The organism is Methanoregula sp. (assembly GCA_041645435.1).
Taxonomy (GTDB): Archaea; Halobacteriota; Methanomicrobia; order Methanomicrobiales; family Methanospirillaceae; genus Methanoregula.
Genome location: JBAZQB010000009.1, coordinates 23,647 through 49,379, shown reverse-complemented (window position 1 = coordinate 49,379; position 25,733 = coordinate 23,647). Strand labels below are relative to the sequence as shown.

Here is a 25,733-nt window from a genome sequence, read left to right as displayed (position 1 = left end):
TGCGATGCCTTTTAACAAACCCAGGGTGGCATTTGTGTACGCACCGTTTGGTGCAATTGACAAGCCTGCCCTTGGCATCTCATTGCTCAAGAGCGCCCTGGGACGACAGGGTATCGCCAGTGACATTCACTATTTCAATATCAGGCTCGCTCACGAGCTGGGGGTGCAACTCTGCGATCTGATTGCAAAAAACATGCTACCGGGTCTCCTTGTCGGGGAATGGCTTTTTGCCCCGTCGCTGACGGGTGAAAACGCAGATGCGGATTATGCATATGTGCACGAGGTTCTCTGGGGAGAATACAAAGATACGTTTCCACCCGCTGTTGTACGCGAATTCCTCTGTATTCGTGAACGTTTACCGGCGTTTCTGGATGCCTGCGTGGATAACGTAGACTGGTCGCAGTATGACTGGGTAGGGTTCAGCTCATCGTTTGAACAGCATTGCGCATCGCTTGCTCTCGCAAAGCGCATCAAATCCCGGTTTCCGGATGTACACATCATCTTTGGCGGTTCCAACTGTTTCGGGGCAATGGGCGATGTCTTATGCCGTTGTTTCCCTTTCATCGATTATGTTTGTACCGGCGAAGGAGACACAGCCGTTCCGGCGCTCGTGCACGCTTCTCTGCATGGTGCTACCCCGCCACCTGTTCCCGGCATCATTGCCCGCGCAGGAGGACCCCACGCCCTGTCGGCGGGTGAAACCGCCCGGGTGGATGATCTGGACGCTCTCCCCTATCCCGATTACTCGGATTATTTTGAGCAGTTGAAGCTCGTAGAGAAGCCAGTCGGTTTTACCCCAAGTATTCTGATGGAGACCTCACGGGGATGCTGGTGGGGGGAAAAATCCCCGTGTACTTTTTGTGGTTTAAATAGTACGGATCTGATCTTCCGGTACAAATCATCTGACCGCGTCCTGGATGAACTGCACTATTTATCCGTACATTACGGAAGGAATCTCAGTATGGTGGACAATATACTGGCACCTCACTATTTCCGGACCGTACTACCGAAACTTGCACACCAGCACGATCTCTCATTGTTCTGGGAGGTGAAAGCAAGCCTCAGCCGCGAACAGGTTCTGCTCCTGGCTCATGCAGGGGTTACAAAGATGCAGCCAGGCATTGAATCCTTGAGCGACAGTATTCTCCGGTTGATATGCAAGGGAACGACCCTTGTCCATAATATTCAGATCCTGAAATGGGGAAAAGAATCCGGCATTTTAGTCTTATGGAACCTGCTTTGGGGATTTCCTGGAGAAGATCCGGCCGAATATGCTGCAATGCACCAGCTTATCCCAAAGATCGTGCATCTGGATCCGCCAGCCGGGTATGGTCACATCCGTTTCGACCGTTTCAGCCGGTACCGGACAGATCCGGGCGCTTACGGGATTACCCGTCTGGCACCCGTGCGGGCGTACCGGTATATCTATTATTCCCTTGCCGAACGGGACTTAAACGATCTTGCTGTCTATTTTGAAGCAGAGTATCCCGACGACTCGGCGAACTATACGCGTAGTCTCGAAGCTGCCCTGAAAGAATGGCACTCCCGCAGCGATGCGACGCTGGATGTTTTCCCTTCCGTGCAATCCATTCGTATCGTGGACACACGCACGACCGGCAAAAAGGAAGAATATGTATTCGATGGACTCGCTGCGGATGTATATCTGCAATGCGATGCTGGAAAAACGATCCGCGAGCTGGTGGATCACACTCACGTGACCGAAGCTGAGGTCACGATGATCCTGAATCAGTTTGTAGAACTGGGGCTGATGATTCACTCAGGCAGGCAGTACTTAAGTCTTGCAGTCGTCCGCTACGGCAAAACCACAGTATCGTCCGCTTCCGATTAAATGCGATAACTGAGGCTGTTGCACAGTCAATTTTACGTGATACTATGAGGGCAATTCACCGCGTGATTAAGAATCTTTCACTGCATAAATTGCTCTCATTGTATTATTGGACTTACGTAGATCAACCGTTTCGATAACTGATTCCGTTTCACTCACGAATGATATTGCCATCTGGCGTTGCAAAAACCTGATACGCTGATGCATTTTGTGTAACTCCTCCCTGACCTCCAGGTGCCCAAAGTGAGACCTGAAAACAAGGGCCCAAACCCTGGCGCTGCACAAAGGCGATAACCATCGCGAATATCTTTTTTAAAAAACCTTAAAAAAACTCGTAAAAAATGAGCAGGGACTACTCGTGGGGGATATTCCTCATTCCCGGAATATTGCGTCTTTTTCCTTTTAGTCCACCCATTGTTTAAAGACCCGGAAATGATCCAATTAGACATATGACACCGCGTCTTCTCCCCCATTTTCTTCTCGCAGCCCTGCTTATCACTGCGTTGCTGGTAATCCCGGTATCAGCAGGAGGATCCGGCAGTCTCGTGCCGGCTGATATTCTCTCCATGGAAACCCCGGGCCATTTCACCCTCTCTTCGGACGGGGGGAACCTCCTGTACATCAGATCGGTCGGGACGGACCTGAACCCGCCTAAAGACAACGGTACCCTGATGTATATCGATGTCCGTGCTGCAACAGAGACTTCTCTTTCAGGTCCAGGCGATTCGGTCATGTCCTATGCCCTTTCACCGGACGGGAACACGGTCGTGTATGCAGCGCAGATACGGGCAGGCGGGCCCGTTTCCCTGTACCTCACCCATGTCCATGACACGAAGGCGATCCGCCTCCCGAACGTGACGGACGAACTTGCCGGGAGTTTTGCCTGGCTCGGGACCGACCGTCTCGTCTTCACCGGGACACCGGCCGGTGCTGTTGGTGGCAGCGGTGACGTTGTTGTCGTGGACGAGACGCCGGCACCGGTGATCCTGAAGACCTATGCACTGAAGGACGGGACGATTGCCCCGCTCTCGTCCAACAACGATGTCATCACCATCTGGGCGCCCTCGCCGGACGGGAAGTACGTCCTGTACAAGGCAGCGCCGGACCCCTTATCCTGGCAGGCCGGCTCCACCTTCCGGTACGTCCTCCTCGACACAAAGAGCGGGGAGGAGCGGCAACTCTTCTCGTCCCTTGAGGGGTACCAGGACACCAACCAGTTCGCGTGGTCACCGGACAGCAATGTCGTGTATATCGAACGGTTCGAAAACGGCGGGTTGCGGTATCCCGTGGAAGATGCTGCCTACCTCCAGGCATACTCCCCGGCTACCCGTTCGCTTGAAGAGGTCCCGCTCGGCTGGGACCGGGGCCTGTTTATCGACCTCTTCAACAGCGATATCGAAGTCAATCCGTTCAATGGCGGGGCCTATCTCCTCCTGGCTGACGGCACCAACCCGAAAGTCGCCCGTCTCGTGCACAACAGCACCGGCTGGCAGGTGACTCTTCTTGCCGGAAAGGACCAGGGGAACATCTTTGCCATCGAGACCAACCGGGCCGGTTCCTCCGTTGTGTACAACCGCAATTCAGCCTCTGCACCACCCCAGATCATCCGGGCGAGTGTACAGGGTACGGCGATCACGGACCCGGTGCAGCTAACTGACTTAAACCAGAACCTCCAGGGAAAAGACCTGGGTTCTTCAGAGGTGACCTCCTGGAAAGGGGCCCGTAACGATACGGTCTATGGTGTCATCCGGTACCCGCCGGGTTATCAAAAGGGAAAGCAGTACCCGCTGGTCCTCGTCATCCATGGCGGGCCGAACTACGGGGACTTCGACAGCTGGCGCGACACCTGGGAATTCCCCTACCACCTGATCACGGACCGGGGTGCGGTCACGCTCTCGGTCAACTACCACGGAAGCACGAACTTCGGCCTGCCTTTTGCCCGGTCCATTGAGGGTGGGAATTACTATGACCTGCCGATTGAGGACATCGAGACCGGGATCGATTACCTTGCCGGAAGGGGCATTATCAACCGTTCGCAGGTGGGAGTCACCGGTTGGTCGAATGGCGGGATCCTCACGCTTGCCCTGGTCACCCGGGACCCTTCGCTGAAAGCGGCAGTTGCCGGAGCGGGGACTGCGGACGAGAACTCCCAGGTAGCCAACACGAACGGTATCGTCATGGACAAGATGTATTACGCAAAAAGCCCGTACCAGGATCCGCAGGCATTCTGGCACGTGAGTCCTGTTTACCAGGCGGACAAGAGAAGAACACCACTCCTCATGATGATCGGCACGAATGACGGTCAGGTAGATCCCGCGAGCGCCTGGGTCACGTACCGGGCCTACAAAGAAGGGAGCACAGCGCCCGTCCGGTTCGTCCTCTTTAATGGCCAGCCGCACCACATGAAAACTCCGGAAACGCAGGCACGCAAGGTGGGAGAAGAGCTCAGCTGGCTTGACCAGTACCTTTTCCAATAACCCCCCCATCCCGCTTAGGGGCAGAATCCCTCCCATGCGTTTTTTATCTTATCACGGCTGTTTTGTCAAGATAACTCTCTATCCGCACGTCAACGGATAGTGGTTTGGATCGGGGATGTGGAATTAACCGAGAACACATAGTCAGGTTTTTATTCAGTATCTGACATAATTACCCTGATCAATCATGATATCGAAAAACGCTCTCCTGATCATCATGGGCCTCTGCCTTGTTGCCGGCCTTCTCGTTGCCGGTTGCACCCAGCAGGTAACACCCGCACAGATACCTGCGACTCACACACCTGTCGTCACTAAGGCAGCATCGACCAGTTCCGGCTTAGCAAATCCTGCATCAGTCAACTGTGGCAAAGTAGGTGGAAAGATCGAGATCAGGAAAGATGCACAGGGGAACGAGTACGGAATGTGTACATTCACCAATGGCACCAGCTGTGATGAATGGGCACTCTTCCGCAACGAAGGCTGTAAACCGTTTACACCCGTGACGACAACACCGGCAGTGGTCGGCATGGCAAACCCGGCCTCCGTAAACTGTGGCAAAGTTGGGGCCACATCAGAAATCCTGAAGAACCCTGATGGCAGCGAGTACGGCATGTGCAAGTTCCCGAATGGAACCTCCTGCGAGGAATGGGCACTCTTCCGTGGCGAAGGCTGCAAGCCGAATGTGGCACCAATCGCCACTCCGGTAAAAAAATAATTTTTCTTTTCTACTCAACAGGTTCCCCGTGGTAGCCATGTGCTGCCAGTACAGCAATCACTGCTTTTTCTCAGTGGGCTTCTCATTGTTATGGGCCAGCGGTGGATGATTTCCTGGATGTACTGCTGGTTTTCGATATCGAGCTTATCCCCGTATTTAAGGACAGTGTTGAGCGATATTGCTTCGGTTTCACCTCCAAAACAGGCCATCTTTTCCTTTGTCCATTTGCGGGGTTTAACGGGCATGACAGCCGGCATATATACCGGAAAAATGTATCTCTATGAATCAACCGGTAAAAAAGGATGCATCACCTGAGGCATTCCGGGAGGATATCATGGGAAAAATTTTCATAAAGGCATCCTTGGGAGAAAAAGGAACCCTGTTGGGGGGTAGTTGCGCATGAAACCTGGGGATTTCGTCCTGGATATTTTAAAAGAAGCCCCGAAAAACCGGAAAACAATCGTCATAATCCGCCATTCGAAGAGAAATTCCTTTGAAGGAATTCCTGATCATCTCCGCGAAAGTGTTGGAATAACCCCCGAAGGAATCCTCATGGCAAGGGAATTCGGGGCCTCTTTAGGAAAAATTCTTCCGGGGAAACCTCTTTTTCTCGGGCATACCATAGCACGCAGGTGCAGGATGACTGCCGAATCTATTCGCGATGGATATCCCCTGGATACCCCTGCCCGGATCCTGGGATGTGAGCCGGAAATAAAAAGTCCGGTAATAAATCTGGACAAATTAATTGCTATCAGGGATGAATTGGGCTGGCGCGAGGGTATCAGGAAATGGCTTGACCAGGAGATCCCCGGGGATATTCTGCATGATCCTCACCAGTATTCTGACTATGTATTAAGAAACCTGTTATCCTGCCCTTATTCAGGCGAGCAGGATCTGCTTATTGCAATCGCACATGACATCACGTTATTCCCCATAATTTCCAGTGTATTTGGAGAAAAAGTGAAAGCGATCGAGTTCCTGAATGGAATTGTAATCACGGCAGATACGAATAGGGCAGAATTACAGTTTGCCGACACAGAATTTTCATTGAAAGCGGATCGTTATTTTGATCGGTCAAACCGGTAACCCTTCGGTCCCGTGGAGGTTTTATGCCGGTTTACCCTTTTTTGCCTCCCGTTCGCGGAGCTCATTCCTCCGTATCTTACCTGAATAAGTCTTGGGGAGGGCATCGACAAATTCAATCGCCCGCGGGTACTTGTACGGGGCGGTCACCTTTTTTACGTGCTCCTGCAGGCCGGCTACGAGCTGGCCGGATGGCAGAAAGCCGGGCTTGAGAACAACGAAGGCTTTTACAATCAGTCCCCTGATCGGATCGGGAGATCCCACGACTGCCGCCTCAGCAACTGCCGGGTGCTCCAGCAAGGCGCTCTCGACTTCGAACGGCCCGATACGGTATCCCGAAGCCTTGATAACATCGTCATCCCGGCCGATGAACCAGAAATTACCGTCTTTGTCCATTGCCGCCTTGTCATCCGTGTAGTACCAGCCTTTTACAAAGGATTTCCTGCTTGCCGGTTCGTTTTTTAGATACCCTGAGAACAGTCCGACCGGCCGGGGTTCAAGCGAGATCGCGATCCTTCCCTCGCGGTTGACCCCCACGGGCCTGCCGTCCTTATCGTGGAGCTCGATGCGCCAGCCCGGGGCCGGTTTTCCCATGGATCCCGGCGGGCATTCATGGCCCGGGAATGCGCCGATGCAGAGGACCGTCTCCGTCTGGCCGTATCCTTCGTAGATCAAAAGGCCGGTCTTCTCTTTCCAGATCCGGATCACCTCGGGGTTCAGGGGCTCGCCCGCACTCACGCAGTGGCGGAGCCTTGAGAGGTTATACTGTTTGAGGTCAAGGAGGATCAGCATCCGGTAGATTGTGGGCGGGCAGCAGAACGTTGTGATCGCGTGCTTCTCAAGGAGCGGGGGGATTTCTGCGGGATCGAATTTTCCCCGGGTATCATAGACAAAAACCGCCGCCCCCGCGATCCACTGACCGAACAGGTTTCCCCACGCGCTCTTTGCCCAGCCGGTATCGGAGATGGTGAAGTGGAGATCGGTGGCGGTCAAATCCTGCCAGAGCAGTGCTGTCACGGTATGGCCGAGCGGGTAACTGTGGTCGTGAAGTACCATCTTGGGGTTGCCGGTCGTGCCGGAGGTGAAGAAGATCACAAGAGGATCTGACGATTTCGTCTTTACCCGGAGCGGGGAGTCCCCCGCTGCCACCGGGTGCGATATACGGGACGTACGTTTTCGGGAATAGCTGATCCAGCCCGGCATTTCCCCGTCAGCAACCATGCATCCGGGGATAAACGATCCCTCCCTCACAGCCTCGTTTACCTTATGTGCGTTCTCAAGGTCGGTGATAACCAGCGCAAACCTGCCAATCCTGAGACGGTAGGAGATGTCATGGGAAGTAAGCATCGTGGGAGCGGGGGTGTAGACGGCACCAAGTTTGATCAGGGCGACGATGAGCACCCACCATTCCGGGATCCTCGGGAGCATGATGAATACCCGGTCACCCTGGGAGATCCCGCAGTCATGCAGGATGTGTGCAGCCCGGTCGGATTCGGTCTTCATATCCCGGAACGTGTACCCCTTTTCCTGTCCCTGCCGGTCCACCCAGAGCATGGCCGGCTTGTCCGGCTCTTTTGCCGCCCACGCATCGACCACGTCATAGCCGAAGTTATAGTATTCCGGCACGCTGATGGAAAAGTTGCTGTACCGGTCCTCCGGTTCAGGGCCGGTAGGGGTATACGGAGATCGGGCGGACATATATTCCCGTATTGATTCCCGGATATACTTGAATGTTGCAGTGTGGTGACAACGAAAAGCCGGTCCCGATAGTTTTCTGAGGAGCCGGGTATCCGGTGCAGGCAGCCGTCATACGACTTTCATAAGCTAAGCCCTGTCCCATACTATGCCTAAGCAGAGCTCCCTCATGCGATCTTCCTAATCCGGGTCGCCCCCGTAGCACACGGCCTACGGCTGCACAACCGCCCGCTAGACCTGACCCGGACGATACCGGAATTATACATGGATCCTGTTGAAATTTCGATACATTCTTCTCTTAAAAAGCCGGGAACCTTTACCTATTCACACATGACTGCAAAGGAAGACCGTTATACCCAAATCCGCGAATTTCTCCACGAGCGATACCCTGAGACGGTTTCCATCTCCCTGATTGCCCGGGAACTAACAATGAACCGCGGGGCTGTGGCAAAATATCTCGAGGTCCTCCAGTCCCAGGGGCATGTGGTGATGAAGCCGTTTGGCAAGGCGAAGTTATACACTTCATCACAGAACGTCCCGTTCGATGATCTCTTCGACTATCTTTCCGATGCAATTCTCATCCTCGATGCCGATCTTCATGTCCTGATGGTCAACAGGAGTTTCTTAACTACGTTTGGCATACGGAAGGACCGGAACATTATCGGCACCGAACTATCCCGGCTCAGCCTCCCCTTTTTCGATAATCCCACGGTCCAGGAAAATATTGGACGGATTATCCAGTCCCAGGCGTTCATCAACGAGATGCTGCTGATCGAACGGGGGACAGAACGGATATTTCTTACCGAATTTGTCTCGACCGTCATCCCCTCCCTTGCATTCACCGGAAAACCGGGGATCATGATCAGTCTACGCGATATCACCACATGGAAGAAAACGGAGGATGCATTAAAGAACAGCGAGCGGAAGATCCGCACGTTGTTTGAAGAAGTCCCGAGCGGTATCTTTCTCTTCCATGAAGACGGCACGATCCTCAATGCAAACAGGGCCTCTCTTGATATTCTCGGCCTTGCACGGTTCATGGATCTCGCGGATCTCAAGCTCTACGACATCATGTGCTCGAAGAACACGATCCAGGACCTGATCCAGAAGGGCAAGATTGCCGAACTCACCCTGTCGTGCAATTTCGACCGTCTGAAAACAGAGACCCTGACAACAACAAAGAAAAGCGGTGTCGCGTATTTCCAGATCGTATTTGCACCCGTTGCTGGCAGTGTGGGTAATGCCCCTAAGGAGTTCTTCATCCTCTTTCTCGACATTACGGCAAAAAAGCTGGCGGAAAAACAGTTAAAAGAGCGGTACCGGGGTATCGTGAGCAATCTCCCCGGTATTGTGTACCAGTTCTATGCCCGGGATTCCGGTGAATGGGGTGTGTATTATGTCAATGAGCGTTCCCCGGAAATTTATGGCGTTGTCACCGAACCGCTGGACACCTGGTTCGACCGGTTCGGTGCCTGTATTGCCCTAGAAGATCGTGAGCGGTGGGGCAGGTCAATCGAAGATGTTGTCCGGCGGGTTGCACCGTGGGATTTCGAAGGCCGGTTCATCAAACCGTCCGGTGAGGAGATGTATATCCGCGGGATCTCGCAACCCGTCCGGCTGAAGAACGAGACCGTCTGGAACGGCATATTTCTTGACATCACTGATCGCAAGAGAGCGGAGGAGGCATCGCGCAGGAGCGAAGAGAGACTCAGGGGTATTACCAGCAACCTGCCGGGAATTGTGTACCAGTTTTATGCCCGGGATTCCGGAGAGTGGGGAATGAACTATGTCGATGAACGATCCAGCGAAGTCTATGGCCTGGACCCAGACCCGCTCGACACATGGATCCAGCGGTACGGTGCATGCATAGCACCGGAAGACCATGAGCGCTGGATTCATTCGATCGAGGATGTTATCCGGCGGGTTGCCCCGTGGGAATTCGAGGGCAGGTTCATCAGGCCGAAGGGTGAGGAGATGTATATCCGGGTCCACTCACAACCCGTCCGGCTTAAAAACGAGACTGTCTGGAACGGTATCATCCTTGATATCACGGATCGGAAGCGGGCGGAGGAGGCACTCCGGCTGACCGAATTCAAGGAAGTCCGGTACCACTCCTTTTTCGAAAATACCTGCAACGGGGTCCTGATCTACGAGCCGGTCGGGAACGGGGTGGAGTACATCATCAAGGATGTCAACAAGGTGACTGCGGCCCTCCTGAGAATGACCAAGGAAGAACTGGTAGGAAAACGACTCTTCGAAGAGTTCCCGGAACTGCCGGAACCTATGGTGCACGATCTGCTCCTCCGTGTCCTGACTACGGAACAGCCGGAGTTTGTAGCCCCGCTCAAGTACCGCAACCGCGAGGACTTCCCCTGGATCTCACACTATGTTTTCAAACTCCCGTCCGGAGAGATAGCTTCTTTTATGGTGGATGTCACCGATGCGGTGAAAGAAAACAGGGAATTAAAAAGCAGGCATTTCTCTCAATAACCCCTGCGTATCTTTATGGATGGAGCCGCCATCCCGTTCTCCTGTCAGGTACCCGAGGGGATTCCGGGTGTCCGGGAGGGTTCTGTCAGGTTCAATGGCGAGCAATAACCGGAGGTCCGCTGCCGGTGAACAGGATAACAACATCGTCAATATCAGCGTTCCCTGGGGGCAAACCCAATGGCGAGCAATAAAAAGTACGTTTATGTAGGGATTGGGATAACGTTCCCGTGTGGAAACAGAATTCCACAAAAACCGGAACTGAGCAGACCTCATGGGCGAGGCCGGCTGGTGTTCGACAACCCATAAAAAAGGCTACAACTTTCGACAGTAACGCCTCTTAAGTCAGTGAACGCCGGCTGATTAACCCGATCTGTACATGATCGATGCAGGTATATCTGGATTTGGATCACACAAAAACGCCCGTCCGTGACCTCCTCTTTTACCGGTGCGAGGTAGTATTCATGAAAACAAAAGTTGGATATTTCGCATCGATCGAGCAGTACAAGCCGATGGATGCACTGGAACAGTCCGTGCGGGCAGAGAAGATCGGGTTCGATTCGATCTGGGTTGATGACCATTTCCACCCGTGGTATCATGACGATGCGCAGTGCGGGCAGGCATGGGCCTGGATGGGTGCAGTTCTCCAGGCAACCAAGAAGGTATTCGTCTCTACCTGTATCACCTGCCCGATCATCCGGTACAACCCGGCAATTGTCGCCCAGACCTTTGCAACCCTCCGGCAGATGTACCCGAATCGTGTCGGCTGTGCTGTAGGAGCAGGGGAAGCGATGAACGAAGCACCGGTGGACGGGAAATGGCCGACCGTGCCGGAACGGCAGGAGATGACCATCGAGGCAGTCGAGGTGATGGAGAAACTCTGGAAGAGCAAGGAGCCGGTCTCGTTCAAGGGCAAGTATTTCATGCTCGACAAGGCGTTCCTGTACACCAAGCCCAGTGACGTGGTTCCCTTATACATCAGCGGGATGGGACCGAAGGGTGCCTACATGGCAGGAAAGTACGGCGACCACCTTATGACCGTTGCAGCCGACCCGGAACTCCTGAAGAACTCAACGATCCCGAACTTCGAGAAAGGCGCACGGGAGGCAGGAAAGGATCCCAAGAAGATGGAGAAGGCCATGCTCATCTGGTACTCCATCGATGAAGACATGACCTGCGCCATCGAAGGCCACCGTTTCTGGGCAGGGGTCCTGGTTCCCTCGATGTTCAAGTACAAGGTCTACGAACCCAAGGAAGTCCAGGCCCATGCAGCACTCGTCAGCCACGACCTGATCAAGAAGAATTACATCTGTGCTACGGATGCTGAAGGGCTGATCAAGGAGATCGAGCGGTTCAAGAAGGCCGGTATCACCCACTTCTGCCTTGCCAATTCGAGCCCGAACGTGGAGAAGGGACTTGAGGTCTTTAAAGACGTCCTCCCGGCTGTAAAAGGCGAATAGATCCTTCCAGCCATATTTTTATGGCTGACCGGAGCGTGAGAAATTATGGACCTGAAACATATTACTGAGATCTTTGAACAGGGAAGTGTTATTTTCCCCGGCACTGAAACCGAGGCGAATGCAAAACCCTGGTATTCACATCCCGCGTGGAAGGGAGTTTTCTTAAAAGATATCGTGACCGGAAAAGATACCGGGGGCAAATTCAGTTACCACCTCGTCAGGGTCTGGAAAGACAGCGAGGTTGCGGATCATGACCACGAGACCCAGTGGGAATGGAACCTGGTTGTCAGCGGGAAGGGGATCTTTGTTATCGGTGACAAGGAAGTTACGATAACGCCCGGCCAGACATTTGTTACCCCCCCGAAAAACCATCATACGGTGAGTGCCGGTCCTGAAGATCTCTCCCTGCTGGCACTCTTTGTCCCGGCGCTGGTCTGAATGGTGAACGGTTCAACCGGTTCTTCACCGGTTCATTTTTCCGGAATTTCACGGGTCGCGCCGGGGGGTGTCCGGCACCCGGGTAGATGACGAACTGCGAGGGGACACCTCCTTCGTCAGAACTCCAGGCATCCTATGATTATAATTACACCGACAACCACAATTTTAAAAGAAATCAGGTACCGTATTACGGCAAACGGACGCCGGAAAAATCGCCGGCAGTCCTGGTAAAAATATACTAATTCGCTCCCCTGTTAATTGATTCAGGTTATCGCTTAGGAAGTACTGGCATGAAACGATTCCCTTTCTTTGTCTGTCTGGTGTTCCTGCTCCTGCTGATCCAGATAGGTATTGTGTCCGCCTTTCCGGATACAACGACAACAACTCCCGGGAGGACCGGGGGTAATATCTATTTCGAGACCACCCCTCCCGGCGCTACAATCTGGCTGGACAACGTCGAAATTGGCACCAGTCCGTTCATGTATTATACCGAGAAAACGGGAACACTGGAAGTGCGTGTACAGAAAAGATTGTATCAGGATTATTCGGGGACAGTCACCGTGGGCGGCAGAGATCGGACCGATTTCTATGCCCTGCTTTCTCCGATCCCAAACGATATAATGACTCAGACGCCTCCTGCTACACGGGTGACAACCGCGACGATCCCCGAAAAGAAGTCAACGATAATTATCCCCACGCCCTGGCCATCATCCACGCCGGAATCGCCGGTTGATCCTGCTGTCGTTATCGGGGCAACCACTATTGGCTTCTGGTTCATGGTGATCCGGCGGCGGTAATGTTAATAATAGATCCTGGCTGGAGCCCTTCACGGAATTTTTTCTCTCGTTTTTAATGTTCCTCCCTGCAAAAAATAATTACTTTGCATATGCTTCTACCAGGTCCCGTGCAGTGATTATCCCGGCAATCTGCTTCTTTTTCATGATGGGAAGCCGCCGGATATGATTTGCAGCCATGATCCTTGCGGCTTCATGGATGCTGATACCGGCAGGAGATGATGTCATGAGTCCGGAACATGCTTCACCGATCGGAATATCAAGCGATCGTGAACGGGCAATGAATGTCGAGAGGAGGTCCCGTTCGGTAAATATCCCGAGAGGCTTTTCGTTACGGGTGACAATCACGCTGCCAACCCGCTGCTGCCCCATAATTCCGGCTGCGGCAAGAACGGTCTCATCTTCATCGACGCTGACGATCTCCCGTGTCATGAATTCATCGACAACCATCGAGGTCTCCGGGGCCTCGGGCATGCCACTGATCAGGTCGGATGCTGTGATAATTCCGGCAAGTTTGCCGCATACATAGACGACCAGCCTCCCTTTCTTGTTGATCATAGTCCGTGCCGCTTCCCGGACCTCGAACGTCGGGCATATCTTGATGAGCGGGTACGACATGACATCCCCGACCAGGGTCTTTCTCAGGTCCATGCCGGTAGCAAGGACCCGGGAGAGCAGGTCCCTCTCCGTTACAATAGCAACGGGTGTTTTGTATTTCATGACAATAAGGCTCCCGATGTGCTTGTCACCCATCATCTTTGCGGCCTGGATCATCGTGGTCTCGGGTGTGGTCGTGATGACCTTCCGGCTCATGATGTCACCCACTTTCACGTGACGCTTGGATTCCTTGTAGGCCCGGTCGGACACGCTCAGGTATTCAATGACCGTTTTTTTAGGCTCCGCCATAAAGATCACTCCAATGTGAGAATTGAGTTCAAGATATTAAAGATTTGGGTGCTCTTTCTCTTTCGTTCCCACATAAGATACCCGCCCCCTCCACAATCACCTGAACCCGGCTCCACCTGCAATGGTGACATGCAAACCTAATAGTCATGCATGCCCGGCGGCATACCGCCCATACCGCCCGGAGGTATTCCCGCCTGAGGGCCGCCGGATCGCGACGATGTGATGACATCGTCGATGCGCAGGATCATGACCGCAGCCTCGGCAGCGCTCATGATTGCCTGTGTCTTCACCTTCAGGGGTTCAACAATGCCCGCCTTGAGCATGTCAACTGGTTTTCCTTCATAGACATCCAGCCCGAAGGTCCTGTTGCCGGCTTCATGCGCAGCCCGGATCGCAACGATCATGTCGATGGGATCGAGCCCGGCATTCTCGGCAATGGAACGCGGGATGATCTCGAGCGCAGATGCAAATGCCTCGATTGCAAGCTGGATACGGCCTCCCGTGGTTGATGCATAGCGCCGCAGCTGGAGCGAGAGCTCGATCTCGGGAGCCCCGCCGCCGGGGACAATTTTTTTGTCCTTTATCACATCGCTGACAACCATAAGCGCATCATGTATACCTCGTTCAAGCTCATCGATCACATGTTCTGACCCGCCCCGGAGAATGATCGAGACCGCTTTGGGATTTTTGCATGCCGAGACATAGATCATCACCAGGCCGGAGAGCTTCTTCTCTTCCACAATGCCGGCAGTTCCGAGATAACTTTCGGAGATAGCATGGATACTGTTGATAATCGTTGCGCCGGTGGCCCGCGCAAGGTTTTCGATATCGCTCTTCTTTACCCTACGAACGGCAAAAATGCCGGCTTTTGTGAGACAGGCCTGAGCAACGTCATCGATACCCTTCTGGCAGAATACGACGGTTGCACCACTTGCCACGATCTTGTCTGCCATGGTATGGACCATCTGCTCATCCCCGTCAAGGAAGGCCTGCACCTGGCCGGGCCGGGAAATATTGATCTTTGCAGAAACCTCCGTTTTTTTGTACTCGAGGGCAGCGTTGAGGAGGAGGACTTGTGCATTCTTCACTTCCTTTGGCATCTCCGGGTTCACCCTTTCCTTATCGATGACCATACCTTCAATGATTTCGGAATCCTCCACCTTACCGCCGACTTTCTTTAAAACGTTCACGTGCCCGATATCTACCGTACCATCGGTATCTACAACCATCGTTACTGCCTTTACAACCATATCGCAGAGAAGATCCTTGTACGCCTCTGCGGCCTTGCCACTGATCGCGGTTTGTGCAATTTTTGTCAGCATTGCACGATCAGTTGGTTTCACGCAGATTGCAATTCCGGAAAGGATTTCCAGCGCTTTTACTGAAGCATGCTGGTATCCTTCGGCAATAACGGTCGGGTGAACCTGCTGCCTGAGCAGCCCCTCCGCATTCTTTAAAAGTTCTCCTGCAAGTACGACAGCCGTGGTCGTCCCGTCGCCGACTTCATCATCCTGGGTCTTTGCGATCTCAACCATCATCTTTGCTGCCGGATGTTCGATATCCATCTGCCTGAGAATGGTGGCGCCATCATTCGTCACGATCATATCCCCTACACCGTCGATGAGCATCTTGTCCATGCCTTTTGGCCCGAGTGTCGAACGGACTATGTTTGCTATCGCTTTTGCAGCAGCAATATTGCTGTTCTGGGCCTCCTGCCCGTGGCTCATTGTCGTTCCCTGCTTAAGAATCAGAACAGGCTGCCCGCCAAGCTGTTGTGACATCTTTTATCCCTCCTTCACGCTCACGGAAGATGTTTTTATACAGCCTGCCGTGGAGCTCTCTTGTACGGTTGCAATAAGCACCGGCAAAGATAAATGTTCGTGCGGGCCCGTGAGATCGGAACGTTCGTGGATCCGGAATCTGAAAAGAAAATGGGCCAGGACAGGAGATCAGGGTCTCTCACCGCTGTGTTCCCGGGTCATGACCACGGCAATTTCACCATTCCCGGAGGTACTATCCGGGTTCCGGTTGTCCTACCATACCCTGTCACGGGAGAACCGGGACGGGACCGCGCCTGTGCCGTTGTCCGGGATACGGGACAGGAAGTGGGGTAAGGGATCCGGCCGGCATGAGCCGTGTGTACGTTTTCGGCTGCCAGGAAATACATTCCCGGAACTCCGGTCACACGTTAACCCGGCACATTTCGCAGCCCCGTGAGAGTACCTGATCTTTTCTACTGTTGTAACGGTAGATGGTGACTCCCTTGCATCCGAGTGACCGGGCGAGCAGGAAGATCCTGCTGATCTCATCCACACCAGCATCCTGCGGTAAATTCACGGTCTTTGAGACTGCATTGTCGACATGTTTCTGGAATACCGCCTGCATACGGATATGGTGATCTGCTGAAATTTCCGAAGCCGTTTTATAAAGTTCTTTCATGGCTTCGGGTACCGGCAAGGAAGCAAGAGTACCTGTCCGTTTCACCGCAGTAAGGATATCCTCTCCGGTGCTGAGGGACCGGAGATATTTTTTCAGTAAGGGATGGATGAGGGGGAGCGACCTGTTGCCCATCCGCCGGGTACCTGCAAGGGAAAATACTGGTTCGATCCCACTGCTGGTATCGGCAATGAGATGGAGCGAGCCTGTCGGTGCAATAGTTGTCACCGTGGCGTTGCGCATTGCGGCGGTATAGATACTCTTGTCGATTGCAGGAAACGAGCCCTTCTCCTCACCCAGTTCCCGGGATGTTTCATGTGCCTCCTTAGAGATGAGCGCCATGGTGCGATCGGCAAACCTGAGCGCCTCTTTCGATTCGTACGGGATCTCCATGAGGATAAAGGCATCAGCAAGTCCCATGATACCCAGCCCGATCTTCCGGGTAAGCAGGGTTTTTTCCCGGATTTCAGGTACCGGGAATCTGTTGATATCGATAACTGCGTCAAGGAACTTCACCCCCTGGCGGGTGACCCTCCGTACAAGGTCCTCATCCAGATCCCCGTGTGCAATATACCGGGAGAGGTTGATACTCCCCAGGTTGCAGCTCTCAAAGGGAAACAACGGTTGTTCTCCGCAGGGGTTGGTTGCATCCATGTTTCCCAGGCCCGGCACCGTATTTTTCTCGTTGATGATATCGAGAAACAATACCCCGGGATCACCTGTCTGCCACGCCGCGGAGCAGAGCGCATTCCAGAGTTCACGTGCATCGATGCTCTTTTTTACCGAACCGTCCCGGGGGTTGATGAGATCATACTGCCGTCCATGCTCAAGGCATTTAAAAAAATGTGCATCGAATCCGACCGAGATGTTGAAATTGGAAAGGGCGCCCTGGTTCTTGGCATCGATAAATGCCAGTATATCCGGGTGGGAACTGTTGAGTACAGCCATATTTGCCCCTCTCCTTTTTCCCCCCTGTTTAACGGCGTTTGTTGCCTCGTCAAAGACACGGATAAAGGGAAGCGGACCGCTGGCAACACCTGATGTCGAATCTACCGGATCGCCGGCGGGACGGATACGGCTGAAGGAAAACCCGGTACCTCCACCGCTCTGGTGGATCAGTGCCATTGTAGCGAGGGTGGAAAAAATTCCCTGCAGGGAGTCTTCCACCGGTAATACAAAACAGGCAGAGAGCTGGCCGCCGGATGTTCCGGCATTCATCAGGGTCGGGGAGTTTGGCAAGAACAACAATTCTTCCATAACCCGAAGGAAATCCTGAGATCCGGAAGTATCAATGGCATCTGCCACACGGCGGAAAAGTCCGTCAGGTGTTTCGTTTTTTAGAAGATACCGGTATTCCAGGAGTGCTTCTGCAACCGGAGTCAGATCCATAGCGCCACCAGATGTCCGTGTCAGTGTACATGAATATAAATTATTGGTTCACAAAAAACCGGATATCTGATGTGGCACGCAACAATTCGTCAATGGCGTGTATCGATAAAAAAAGGATCTCCCGGGCCGTGCCTCATTCCGCTCGTATTCATGCAATGCAAACGGGGGCGATATCCGTTTGTTGCCGGGGAATTATCCGAAAAGAAAAAAATCATGCAGACAAATTCTGCAGATTTATCCTCCTACGGAGTTCTTTTCAGGATATCAATGGTGAGCATGGTAGGTTCGGTGTCGTCCAGGTAAATTAATTCGATCTCATCTGTTGATACTATGGTTCCATCGCTATAGCCGCTGGTGTATTCGACGATCCTGAAGGTCTTTCCATCACGGTTGATCACCCCGGAAAATCCCTCGGTTCTTGTTGCGCCGGATTGTAAGGGAAAGATCATATTCCCGGTAAACAAGCGGTCTTTTTGTTCGGTGATCATGAGTGTCATACTGACATTGGCGGATTCCCGGAAACCCACCCCTTCAATATAGCCTTTCACGGGACCCGTCCAGTTTCCAACGAGATTGGGAGTGCCCGCCGATGCTGGCGGTGCGTTATTGACAGTGCTGCACCCTGCACAGAGAGCAATTGCGAATAAACACGCTACACAGAGAATCCATTTCATGGCAAACCTCTTCCTCTTTAAGGTTAGATTAGCATCGATAGTATAAGAGACAACACCCGTTAAAAATCCTCAGAAAATCATGGATGTGTCAGGAACACACGGACTGCCCGTCCCTGGACCCGGGTTACCCTTGGGAATGATGGTACCTGTCAGGTAATGCAATTGCCTGGGGACGGACGGTGATGAAAATGATGAAGGATCGCCGGCAAAGATCTCATTGCTGGCTGGATTTGGTTCAAGCCCGACCGCGTGGAGTGCTGCCTGTGTGGCCGGGTTCCCGACATGGGAGAGCATGATGTGATCCTCATCCCTTTGGCCGTTGTTATGCTAAAAGGTTCTGCCAGTCATTATTGATCTACCGGTTCGTCTCCCTATATCGTGCGGTTATGAATACCAGAGCGGAAATGACGAAAAGGCCCCCTACGATCCACCAGAGATTGTCTCGGATAATATCCATGGGAGTAGTTACTACAGTATTTTCATAGGGCGGTGCCCCAATCTCCTTTAAACAATCATGAATACTCTGATAATTGACCGGGATTGTCCATCTCCCCATCTTTGCTGCTTTTGCCGACGGATGATCCGGGGTTATATTCAGAAGAGCTATGGCAACAGTGGAGGCAGCGGCATCGTCAGTCTGCGGGAGTTTTGCCAGTGACCACTCCGGGTACAGCCGGGTGCTGTAAAGGTAAGGAAAGTCGTGATTCTGGTATTTATCAGGGGGAGGAAATATTGAAAAGTCAGAGATGCGGATTTTCCCTTCATCCTGCATCTGCTCCAATGTTCCGGTGCGGACAATCCCCGCATCAGCCTCACCGTTCAGGACACTGATGACCACGCCAGGATGGGATTCTGAAAAATGGAGCGAGGCAAAATCCCGTTCCGGGTCTATCCCCTGACTTTTAAGTTCACGGAGTACCGAATACCATCCGCCAAAGGAGTTTTCTCCTGCCGCAGCAACGCGTTTACCTTTGAGATCCAGGGAGGTCCTGATATCCTGCCGGTTACTGCTGGTGATAATTACCCCGCCGAACTCCTTCACATAGTGTCCGTCATAATAGTTATTCATGGTCAGGATATTGCTGACCCCGTAATGTGCTTCCAGGTCTGCAGTTATTGCAGGGTTGCTCAGGACAAAGTCTATGTCCTGGTCTGCTGTTGCACGGGTAATATTTGCAAAGGTGAGAGGGACAAGGGTGAATTTGTAATTGGGAAGGGCGGTATTCAGATAATCGATAGTCGGCTGCCAGGATGCAATACATTCGTCAGTACCTTTGTTGGCAAGGACTCCAATCCGTAACGGGGTACCTGATGGATCGGCAGCCGCCGGCAGGCAGATGAGGGATCCGAAAATAATCAGGAAAATAAGGATGATGGCACCGTGCATGAGCTTACACCGGAAAAGGGAACCTGGCCGGCCGTTTGGTTTCTTCTGCATAAATTATTCCACCAGAGTAACAGGTTGGATTCTTTTTGATGATAAATGAGCGCAGTATTTTCGGACACTTATCAGGACAATAAAAGCGCAATAAGGACAGTTGGCGACGGGGAATTTCCCCATTATGCTTCCGGCAACTTAAAGAGGCAACCATGAAGAGTACGAACCGGGAGAGCGGCTCCGTGCGAACGTGCGGGAAAAATGCACCGGACATTTCCTGAAAATTTTTCATTGGACCTTGATTGAAAAATTCCGGGCAGATTCTGCTTGAAAAAAAACCTTACCCGGAAAATTTCAATCGAGCCCTCAGACCCCGCTTGAAAGCTGCGCACCTATCAATCACACCTTGCTTGAAAATTTTCTACCGGACTTTGACTAAATCTTTTGAGCAGATTTCGCTTAATAAAAATTCAAAGGGTCCCTGTAATAAAAATTCCACCCCCCCTACACTATACCCCCTCTCGCTCCCTCTAAAACCACCCCCCACTCCCCTCCCCGTCCGCTATTACTCCTGTCCCGGACCTCCCGGTCACCTTTCGCGCACGGTTAGCAATCTTCATAGGGAATTGCCGGTAAAACCATTGCTATGAAGATATCTTCTCTTGCAGTGATGCTGCTTCTCATTGCGGCCGCTGTAGCGCTCGCGGGTTGCTTCGGGCCGTCCGGAAATTCCCAGAACCCCGGGACGATAACAACCGGCACCCCGGTCACATCACCCGTCACGGTAGCCCCGGCTGGAACGGCCGATACGCGATCTGCGGACCTCACCCATTTTGTCGACAGGGCCGTCGCATACGCAAAGGAACACGGGAAGAATGCGGCGCTTTCAGAGTTCAACAACGCCAACGGGACGTTCATTGAAGGCGATCTCTACATGTTTGCGTACGGGATGGACGGGACCACGCTCGCATGGCCCTACCGGCCGGACCTGCTCGGCACGAACCGGGCCGGGGCAGCCGATCCTAACGGGGTGAACCATATAGAACGGATGATCGAGGTCGCCCGGGAGGGCGGGGGATGGGTCTATTATGTCACCATGAATCCCGCTGACAACCGGGAGGAGTTCAAGCTGTCGTACGTTAAGCCGGTCGACAGCACATGGTTCGCCGGCTCCGGGATCTATATGCCCGAAGTGCCTGCGCTGTTTAATGCCACGGAAAAGGACCCGCTCGTGGAGCGGGTGAAGCAGGCCCGGCAGTATGCGCTGGCGAACGGTGCGGCCAAAGCGGTCAGGGATTTCAATGACCGGAACGGCACTTTTGCTGACGGGAGCAGGTACATCTTTGCGTACGCGTACAACGGTACCACGCTCGCGATGCCCTTCCAGCCTGAATCAATCGGTACAAACCGGATGGATTTCACCGACACGCACGGGGTGAAGATCACGGCATGGGAGATTGCGGTTGCAAAGAGCAGCGGGGGATTTGTGTACGTGGATTACTACAACCCGGATACAGGCAAACCCGGCATGAAACTTTGCTATGTTACCCCCATTGACGATACCTGGCTCGTGGGGTCCGGGATCTATACCAGCCGGCAGTGAGAGGCGGCAGCCCCCCGGCCTCTCAACTTTCATCCCCAAATCCCCCTCACCAATCACTTTACAACTCCACCTACACGGCCACCGTTCCCCCAAAATGCCAAAACAAAGCCCAAAGTGACTCCCATTCCGGTGAAGATCACCGCTTGTTCAATCGAAAACTCATGGATATTTTGATCGAACAGGGGGTCCGGAAGGTATTGTGAAATTCATGTCGGTGGACGAAGTAAGAGTTATTCGTTCCGAGCCCCAAAACGGGGGTTCCTTTCCCTTTCCCCCTTGTCCAGCCCATCCGGCAAGCGATCGGCTATCCAAAAGGCACCAATAGGGATCATTTTAGGGGCTATTTTATACCGAATTTGGGTAAACGGGGTGATTATTTCGGGAATTTCGAAAAAGTGCGTTTTAAACTTGTCATTTTTCGCGAATAATTCGGGAAAAAATCGTCCATTTCTCATCAGGCACCATGAGTCTCCGTCGGAGAAGTGTGTGTGGGAGAGTGCAGGTCTCCCGGAGTCCCGGGCGGGCCGGCAAGTGCTGATTGTCGCGATACTTAACCGGAACTCCGAAACTCATATGAGGCTCTGCGGCGAACCAACTACTGTTTCATCAGGAGAGAGAGGCGGAGGATCAACAATGCACGTTACCCAGGTACAATTGAAAATGATTGCAATCGGGCTCATCCCGGTTTTCTTTATACTCACCTTCATCATGCCTAATAACACCACTACTACCATTCTGTTAGCGGTTGTGATGATCACCGCCATCGTGATCTCTTTCATAGGATGGAAAATGGAGAAGCGGGAAGCGGGGGAGGAAGATGACCTGCTGGCAATCCCTCCAAAGAAATCGTAATGTTCTTTTTTTCAAGCAACGGGGAATCTAAGCGGTTTAAAAAAATTGCATTGTAGGAAACCTTTTTTTCACGTAATATATTGCCCCCCTCTTGCGCCACCAGTCCCCCGTTGGGGGACGGGCGCAGCGAGATAACCCGAGTAAGGTTACAGGTAATACGTCATCATCGCAATGGGGGGTGCCCCAGTGGTGGGAGCGAAGCCTCCGAGAACGTCAGAGTTTTCTCAATGATTTCTGCAGAGCAGAAAAAAATAGAGGATGGTACAACGCACGATCTTATGATGCACGTTTCAAATTTTCCGGCAGGCCCGCCCTGGATGTAATTATATCCGGCGCAGGATACTGGCATCCTCTTCCCCGGATTCACCCTTCGCAGGATTCTTCCGCACCGGAATAATCTGATAACTATATTGCGGTAGATGGCTTACGTTAGTAACATAAGGAATTCACGGACATGGGAGGAGAGCATGAGATGGAAGGCAGCAGCATACCAAAACCCTCCTATGAACTGACCTATTCTGTCGAGGATGTGCCGCCTCCGGCAACCTGTGCCCTGCTCGGCATCCAGCATGCACTCCTTATCGCCACGTCATTCATCTTCCCCATGATCCTGTTCAAGGCAACCGGCATGGGGAGCTCGGATGCCGCATTCTTCCTCTCGATGACCATCCTTGTCGTCGGGATCGGCACGATCCTCCAGTCGCTCAAAGGCCGCTACATCGGATCTGGGTATCTCTGCCCCTCCTTTGCCGCCCTCTTTTTCATCCCGCCCTCCATCAGGGCCTTCACTCTTGGAGGATACGGACTTCTCTGCGGTATGACCGCGGTCAGCGGTGTGTTCCAGGTTGCCCTCTCCCGCATTGTTCACCGGCTCCGGGTTCTCTTCCCTCCGGAGGTGACCGGCCTTGTTATCGTGATGGCCGGGGTAGGCGGGATCCCGTTTGCCATTGAGAGCTGTATCGGGCTCCGGAACCCGGCCGGTGTTGCGGACCTGCCGAGCGTCACGATCGCCGCAGTAACCCTTCTCGTCATCATCGCGACCAGCGTCTGGGGAAAAGGGGGAGTGAAACTCTTTACTGCCATCATCGGGATCATCGCCGGATACATCACCGCATTCCTCCTTGGGCAGCTTCCCGCCACTCTTCTCTTCTCCCTTATTGCCCTGCCGCTCTTCACCCTTCCCCGCCCGGTTATCCTGGGCTGGTCATTCGATGCCGTGCTGCTCCTGCCGTTCCTGATCGCCGGCCTTGCAGGAACCCTCAAGACCATCGGCAACGTCACCACCTGCCAGAAGATCCATGATGCAAAGTGGACCCGGCCCGATATGCAGAACTGCGGGCGGGGGATATTCACCGACGGCCTGACCAACATTCTCTCCGGCGTATTTGGCGGACTTGGCCAGAGTACCTCTTCCGGAAATATCGGGCTGTCGCTGGCCTCGGCTGCAACCAGTCGCAGGATCGGGATCGTTGCCGGGGCTCTGCTGATCCTCATGGCATTTTTTCCCCATGCCTCGTTCTTCTTCATGGTCATGCCGGTTCCGGTCATGGGTGCCATTCTTGTCTATGCGATCTGCTACATGGTGATGCTGGGTATCGAGATAATGATGTCCCGCATGATGGATACCCGGAAATTCTTCATCATCGGGATCTCGTTCACCTTCGGTCTCGGGGCAAGTACTCTTGCGGCAGTCCCGTTTGCTGCAGAGCATACCTGGCTTGCAACGCTTCTGACGTCCCCGCTCACCCTCTCAACCCTTATGGCAATCGGCCTCACGCTCCTTTTCAGGATCGGGATTCAACAATGGGATGAGATTACCCTTATTCCTGCAACAAAGGATCTTGCCGACACGGTCTTTACCTTTGTTGACCGGAACGGGCGCCGGTGGGGCGCCCGCAGGGACGTGATGCACCGGGCGGGATCGGCTCTTTTTGAATGTATTGAGGATGGGTTCTCGACCGGTTCCATGAAGAACGGGGCGAAGGTGAAGATGAGCTTTGACGAATACCATCTGGATATCTATGTTGAGTCCCGGGGTCCACCGGTTACCTCCACAACAACGGTCCCCACACCGGAGGAGCTCATGAACGATCCGGAAGCATTCTCCCGCCTCTCATCTGCCATGGTCTATTCCTATGCGGACGGGGTTACGGTCTCCCACAGGGACGGGATGAACACGACACATATCCATTTCGAGCACTAAAGACAACCTTTGCAGCGGGGGGATGTTGGGCCCCCCATCCAACAGAGAGGTAAGTAATGCGGGGTATTTCAAGGATCACAGGGTTCAGGTTCAGTGACTTTCCTGTGCTTTGTATTTTCTTCCAAGGGCATCTGCCGCTACCAGTGCGTCAAACGTCATCTCAGGGGATACGGCAAACGGCATACTGTCCATAAAATTATTCGGACAACAAGCAGTAACGGCAACGCTCATGAGCTCATCACGGGTAAGTTCTCTCGTGCTTAGTTCAGCAAATGAGACCGGCAATCCCACGCTGGTGCAGAACCGGAGTACCTCTTCGATCTCCGGTTCCGCCCGTTTTTCCAGTACCAGCTGAACGATAGTGCCAAATGCAACCAGTTCCCCGTGGTACATGTGGTGACACGAGGGGAGGGACGTAAAGGCATTGTAAACTGAATGCGCACAGGCCAGTCCATTGCTCTCAAAACCTACCCCGCTGAGATAAATATTGGCTTCAATGATATTTTCCACCTCAGGGGAACATATCCTGTTCTCTGCAGACTGTTTGGCTTTCAGGCCGTCACGGATCAGGATTTCATAACACAATCTTGCCAGTGCCAGAGAAGTGTTGGTCGTCTTTCCGCCGGCAAAATTATCATGATCCGAGGCAGCATTTGCCCCGGCTTCAAAATACGTTGATAACGCATCCCCCATGCCGGCAACAAGAAACCTGACCGGTGCCCGGGTAATGACATCCGTATCAACCAGTACTAATTCCGGATTTTTGGGAAGGAGAATATTTCCGTCAAACACATGGTCTTCTGTGTAGGTAACGGCTATTGCGCTTGTGGGAGCGTCGGTTGACGCAATCGTAGGAACCGAAACAACCGGGGCTTTTTCATAATATGCCACACCTTTTGCGGTATCAAGAGCCTTGCCCCCTCCAACTCCCACCACAACGGTGCAGCGGTGCGTCTGGTATATGGCTCGTAGCCGGTCAATTTCTTTTTTTGTGCATTCGCCGCCGAATAGTTCAAAGATCACGGTTGAGCCGGAATCTTTGAAACTCTCTTCAATAACACCTTTCAGGTTTTTATACGCAAACCTTCCCATGACAAAAAGAACCGGTCCCCCCAGATGGGAAATGCGGTCTTTTATTTGCAAAATCTCACCGGGTCCCTGGATATATTTTGAAGGTGATGCCAATACTCTGGACATACTACTGCAGCTCCTTGTTGTGATAGATCATTGCCGTCTCATGAAATAAACCGCAGACTTTGCCGGAATATGCATGAGATGGGTATGCCGGCATCAGGTTCCG

Annotated in this window: 22 protein-coding genes; 13 read left to right on the top strand and 9 right to left on the bottom strand. The window is 53.0% G+C overall.

Annotated features, from left to right (window positions below; all coding sequences use genetic code 11):
* Window positions 1-34 precede the first annotated feature (34 nt).
* The 3 genes from WC593_14665 to WC593_14655 all read left to right on the top strand — a co-directional run bounded on the left by WC593_14665 (window position 35) and on the right by WC593_14655 (window position 5,035).
* Window positions 35-1,849 (top strand): RiPP maturation radical SAM C-methyltransferase, encoded by a 1,815-nt coding sequence (locus WC593_14665; GenBank protein ID MFA4826392.1) that lies wholly within the window; start codon window positions 35-37, stop codon window positions 1,847-1,849.
* 446 nt (window positions 1,850-2,295) lie between these two features.
* Entirely contained in the window at window positions 2,296-4,323 is a 2,028-nt protein-coding gene (locus tag WC593_14660; GenBank protein MFA4826391.1) for a prolyl oligopeptidase family serine peptidase, read from the top strand.
* Between the two features lie 184 nt (window positions 4,324-4,507).
* Window positions 4,508-5,035 carry a DUF333 domain-containing protein gene (locus WC593_14655; protein ID MFA4826390.1) on the top strand — a complete coding sequence of 176 codons (528 nt, stop codon included), beginning with the start codon at window positions 4,508-4,510 and terminating at the stop codon, window positions 5,033-5,035.
* A gap of 14 nt (window positions 5,036-5,049) precedes the next feature.
* On the opposite strand, the gene WC593_14650 is transcribed toward WC593_14655, so the two are convergent.
* On the bottom strand, window positions 5,050-5,280 hold the full coding sequence (locus WC593_14650) for a hypothetical protein (GenBank protein ID MFA4826389.1): 231 nt from the start codon (window positions 5,278-5,280) through the stop codon (window positions 5,050-5,052).
* Between the two features lie 154 nt (window positions 5,281-5,434).
* Between WC593_14650 and WC593_14645 the strand changes: the two genes are divergently transcribed.
* The gene (locus tag WC593_14645; GenBank protein MFA4826388.1) at window positions 5,435-6,121 is read left to right on the top strand and encodes a histidine phosphatase family protein; all 687 of its coding nucleotides are present in this window, start codon (window positions 5,435-5,437) and stop codon (window positions 6,119-6,121) included.
* Window positions 6,122-6,142: 21 nt separating this feature from the next.
* Here the strand turns inward: WC593_14645 and WC593_14640 are convergent, their stop codons facing one another.
* Window positions 6,143-7,816 (bottom strand): AMP-binding protein, encoded by a 1,674-nt coding sequence (locus tag WC593_14640; protein MFA4826387.1) that lies wholly within the window; start codon window positions 7,814-7,816, stop codon window positions 6,143-6,145.
* Between the two features lie 261 nt (window positions 7,817-8,077).
* Between WC593_14640 and WC593_14635 the strand changes: the two genes are divergently transcribed.
* From WC593_14635 to WC593_14615, 5 genes are all read left to right on the top strand, one after another.
* Window positions 8,078-10,303, top strand: a complete 2,226-nt coding sequence (locus WC593_14635) for a PAS domain S-box protein (GenBank protein ID MFA4826386.1) — start codon at window positions 8,078-8,080, stop codon at window positions 10,301-10,303.
* A gap of 461 nt (window positions 10,304-10,764) precedes the next feature.
* Entirely contained in the window at window positions 10,765-11,760 is a 996-nt protein-coding gene (locus WC593_14630; GenBank protein ID MFA4826385.1) for a TIGR03557 family F420-dependent LLM class oxidoreductase, read from the top strand.
* 45 nt (window positions 11,761-11,805) lie between these two features.
* Window positions 11,806-12,198: a cupin domain-containing protein gene (locus WC593_14625; protein MFA4826384.1), complete on the top strand. Its 393-nt coding sequence runs from the start codon at window positions 11,806-11,808 to the stop codon at window positions 12,196-12,198.
* Window positions 12,199-12,284: 86 nt separating this feature from the next.
* Window positions 12,285-12,440 carry a hypothetical protein gene (locus WC593_14620; protein ID MFA4826383.1) on the top strand — a complete coding sequence of 52 codons (156 nt, stop codon included), beginning with the start codon at window positions 12,285-12,287 and terminating at the stop codon, window positions 12,438-12,440.
* A 48-nt stretch (window positions 12,441-12,488) separates the two neighbouring features.
* On the top strand, window positions 12,489-12,995 hold the full coding sequence (locus WC593_14615) for a PEGA domain-containing protein (GenBank protein MFA4826382.1): 507 nt from the start codon (window positions 12,489-12,491) through the stop codon (window positions 12,993-12,995).
* A 78-nt stretch (window positions 12,996-13,073) separates the two neighbouring features.
* On the opposite strand, the gene WC593_14610 is transcribed toward WC593_14615, so the two are convergent.
* Both WC593_14610 and thsA read right to left on the bottom strand, forming a co-directional pair.
* Window positions 13,074-13,898: a CBS domain-containing protein gene (locus WC593_14610; GenBank protein MFA4826381.1), complete on the bottom strand. Its 825-nt coding sequence runs from the start codon at window positions 13,896-13,898 to the stop codon at window positions 13,074-13,076.
* 137 nt (window positions 13,899-14,035) lie between these two features.
* Entirely contained in the window at window positions 14,036-15,679 is a 1,644-nt protein-coding gene (thsA, locus tag WC593_14605; protein MFA4826380.1) for a thermosome subunit alpha, read from the bottom strand.
* Between the two features lie 93 nt (window positions 15,680-15,772).
* Here thsA and WC593_14600 point away from each other — a divergent pair, with 93 nt between their 5' ends.
* Window positions 15,773-16,012, top strand: a complete 240-nt coding sequence (locus WC593_14600; GenBank protein ID MFA4826379.1) for a hypothetical protein — start codon at window positions 15,773-15,775, stop codon at window positions 16,010-16,012.
* Window positions 16,013-16,079: 67 nt separating this feature from the next.
* Here WC593_14600 and WC593_14595 read toward each other — a convergent pair whose 3' ends face one another.
* The 4 genes from WC593_14595 to WC593_14580 all read right to left on the bottom strand — a co-directional run bounded on the left by WC593_14595 (window position 16,080) and on the right by WC593_14580 (window position 19,835).
* Window positions 16,080-17,723 (bottom strand): adenosylcobalamin-dependent ribonucleoside-diphosphate reductase, encoded by a 1,644-nt coding sequence (locus WC593_14595; GenBank protein ID MFA4826378.1) that lies wholly within the window; start codon window positions 17,721-17,723, stop codon window positions 16,080-16,082.
* A gap of 242 nt (window positions 17,724-17,965) precedes the next feature.
* The gene (locus WC593_14590) at window positions 17,966-18,397 is read right to left on the bottom strand and encodes a hypothetical protein (GenBank protein ID MFA4826377.1); all 432 of its coding nucleotides are present in this window, start codon (window positions 18,395-18,397) and stop codon (window positions 17,966-17,968) included.
* Window positions 18,398-18,466: 69 nt separating this feature from the next.
* On the bottom strand, window positions 18,467-18,691 hold the full coding sequence (locus tag WC593_14585) for a hypothetical protein (GenBank protein MFA4826376.1): 225 nt from the start codon (window positions 18,689-18,691) through the stop codon (window positions 18,467-18,469).
* A gap of 61 nt (window positions 18,692-18,752) precedes the next feature.
* Window positions 18,753-19,835, bottom strand: a complete 1,083-nt coding sequence (locus WC593_14580) for a phosphate/phosphite/phosphonate ABC transporter substrate-binding protein (protein ID MFA4826375.1) — start codon at window positions 19,833-19,835, stop codon at window positions 18,753-18,755.
* Between the two features lie 586 nt (window positions 19,836-20,421).
* Between WC593_14580 and WC593_14575 the strand changes: the two genes are divergently transcribed.
* The 3 genes from WC593_14575 (at window position 20,422) to WC593_14565 (ending at window position 24,433) form a co-directional block, all read left to right on the top strand.
* Window positions 20,422-21,378, top strand: a complete 957-nt coding sequence (locus WC593_14575; protein ID MFA4826374.1) for a cache domain-containing protein — start codon at window positions 20,422-20,424, stop codon at window positions 21,376-21,378.
* A 486-nt stretch (window positions 21,379-21,864) separates the two neighbouring features.
* A complete protein-coding gene (locus WC593_14570) occupies window positions 21,865-22,230 on the top strand; it encodes a hypothetical protein (GenBank protein MFA4826373.1) in 366 nt (121 codons plus the stop codon).
* Window positions 22,231-22,702: 472 nt separating this feature from the next.
* Complete coding sequence (locus tag WC593_14565) at window positions 22,703-24,433, top strand: solute carrier family 23 protein (GenBank protein MFA4826372.1); 1,731 nt, start codon at window positions 22,703-22,705, stop codon at window positions 24,431-24,433.
* A 90-nt stretch (window positions 24,434-24,523) separates the two neighbouring features.
* On the opposite strand, the gene WC593_14560 is transcribed toward WC593_14565, so the two are convergent.
* On the bottom strand, window positions 24,524-25,630 hold the full coding sequence (locus WC593_14560) for a glycerol dehydrogenase (GenBank protein MFA4826371.1): 1,107 nt from the start codon (window positions 25,628-25,630) through the stop codon (window positions 24,524-24,526).
* Window positions 25,631-25,733 lie beyond the last annotated feature (103 nt).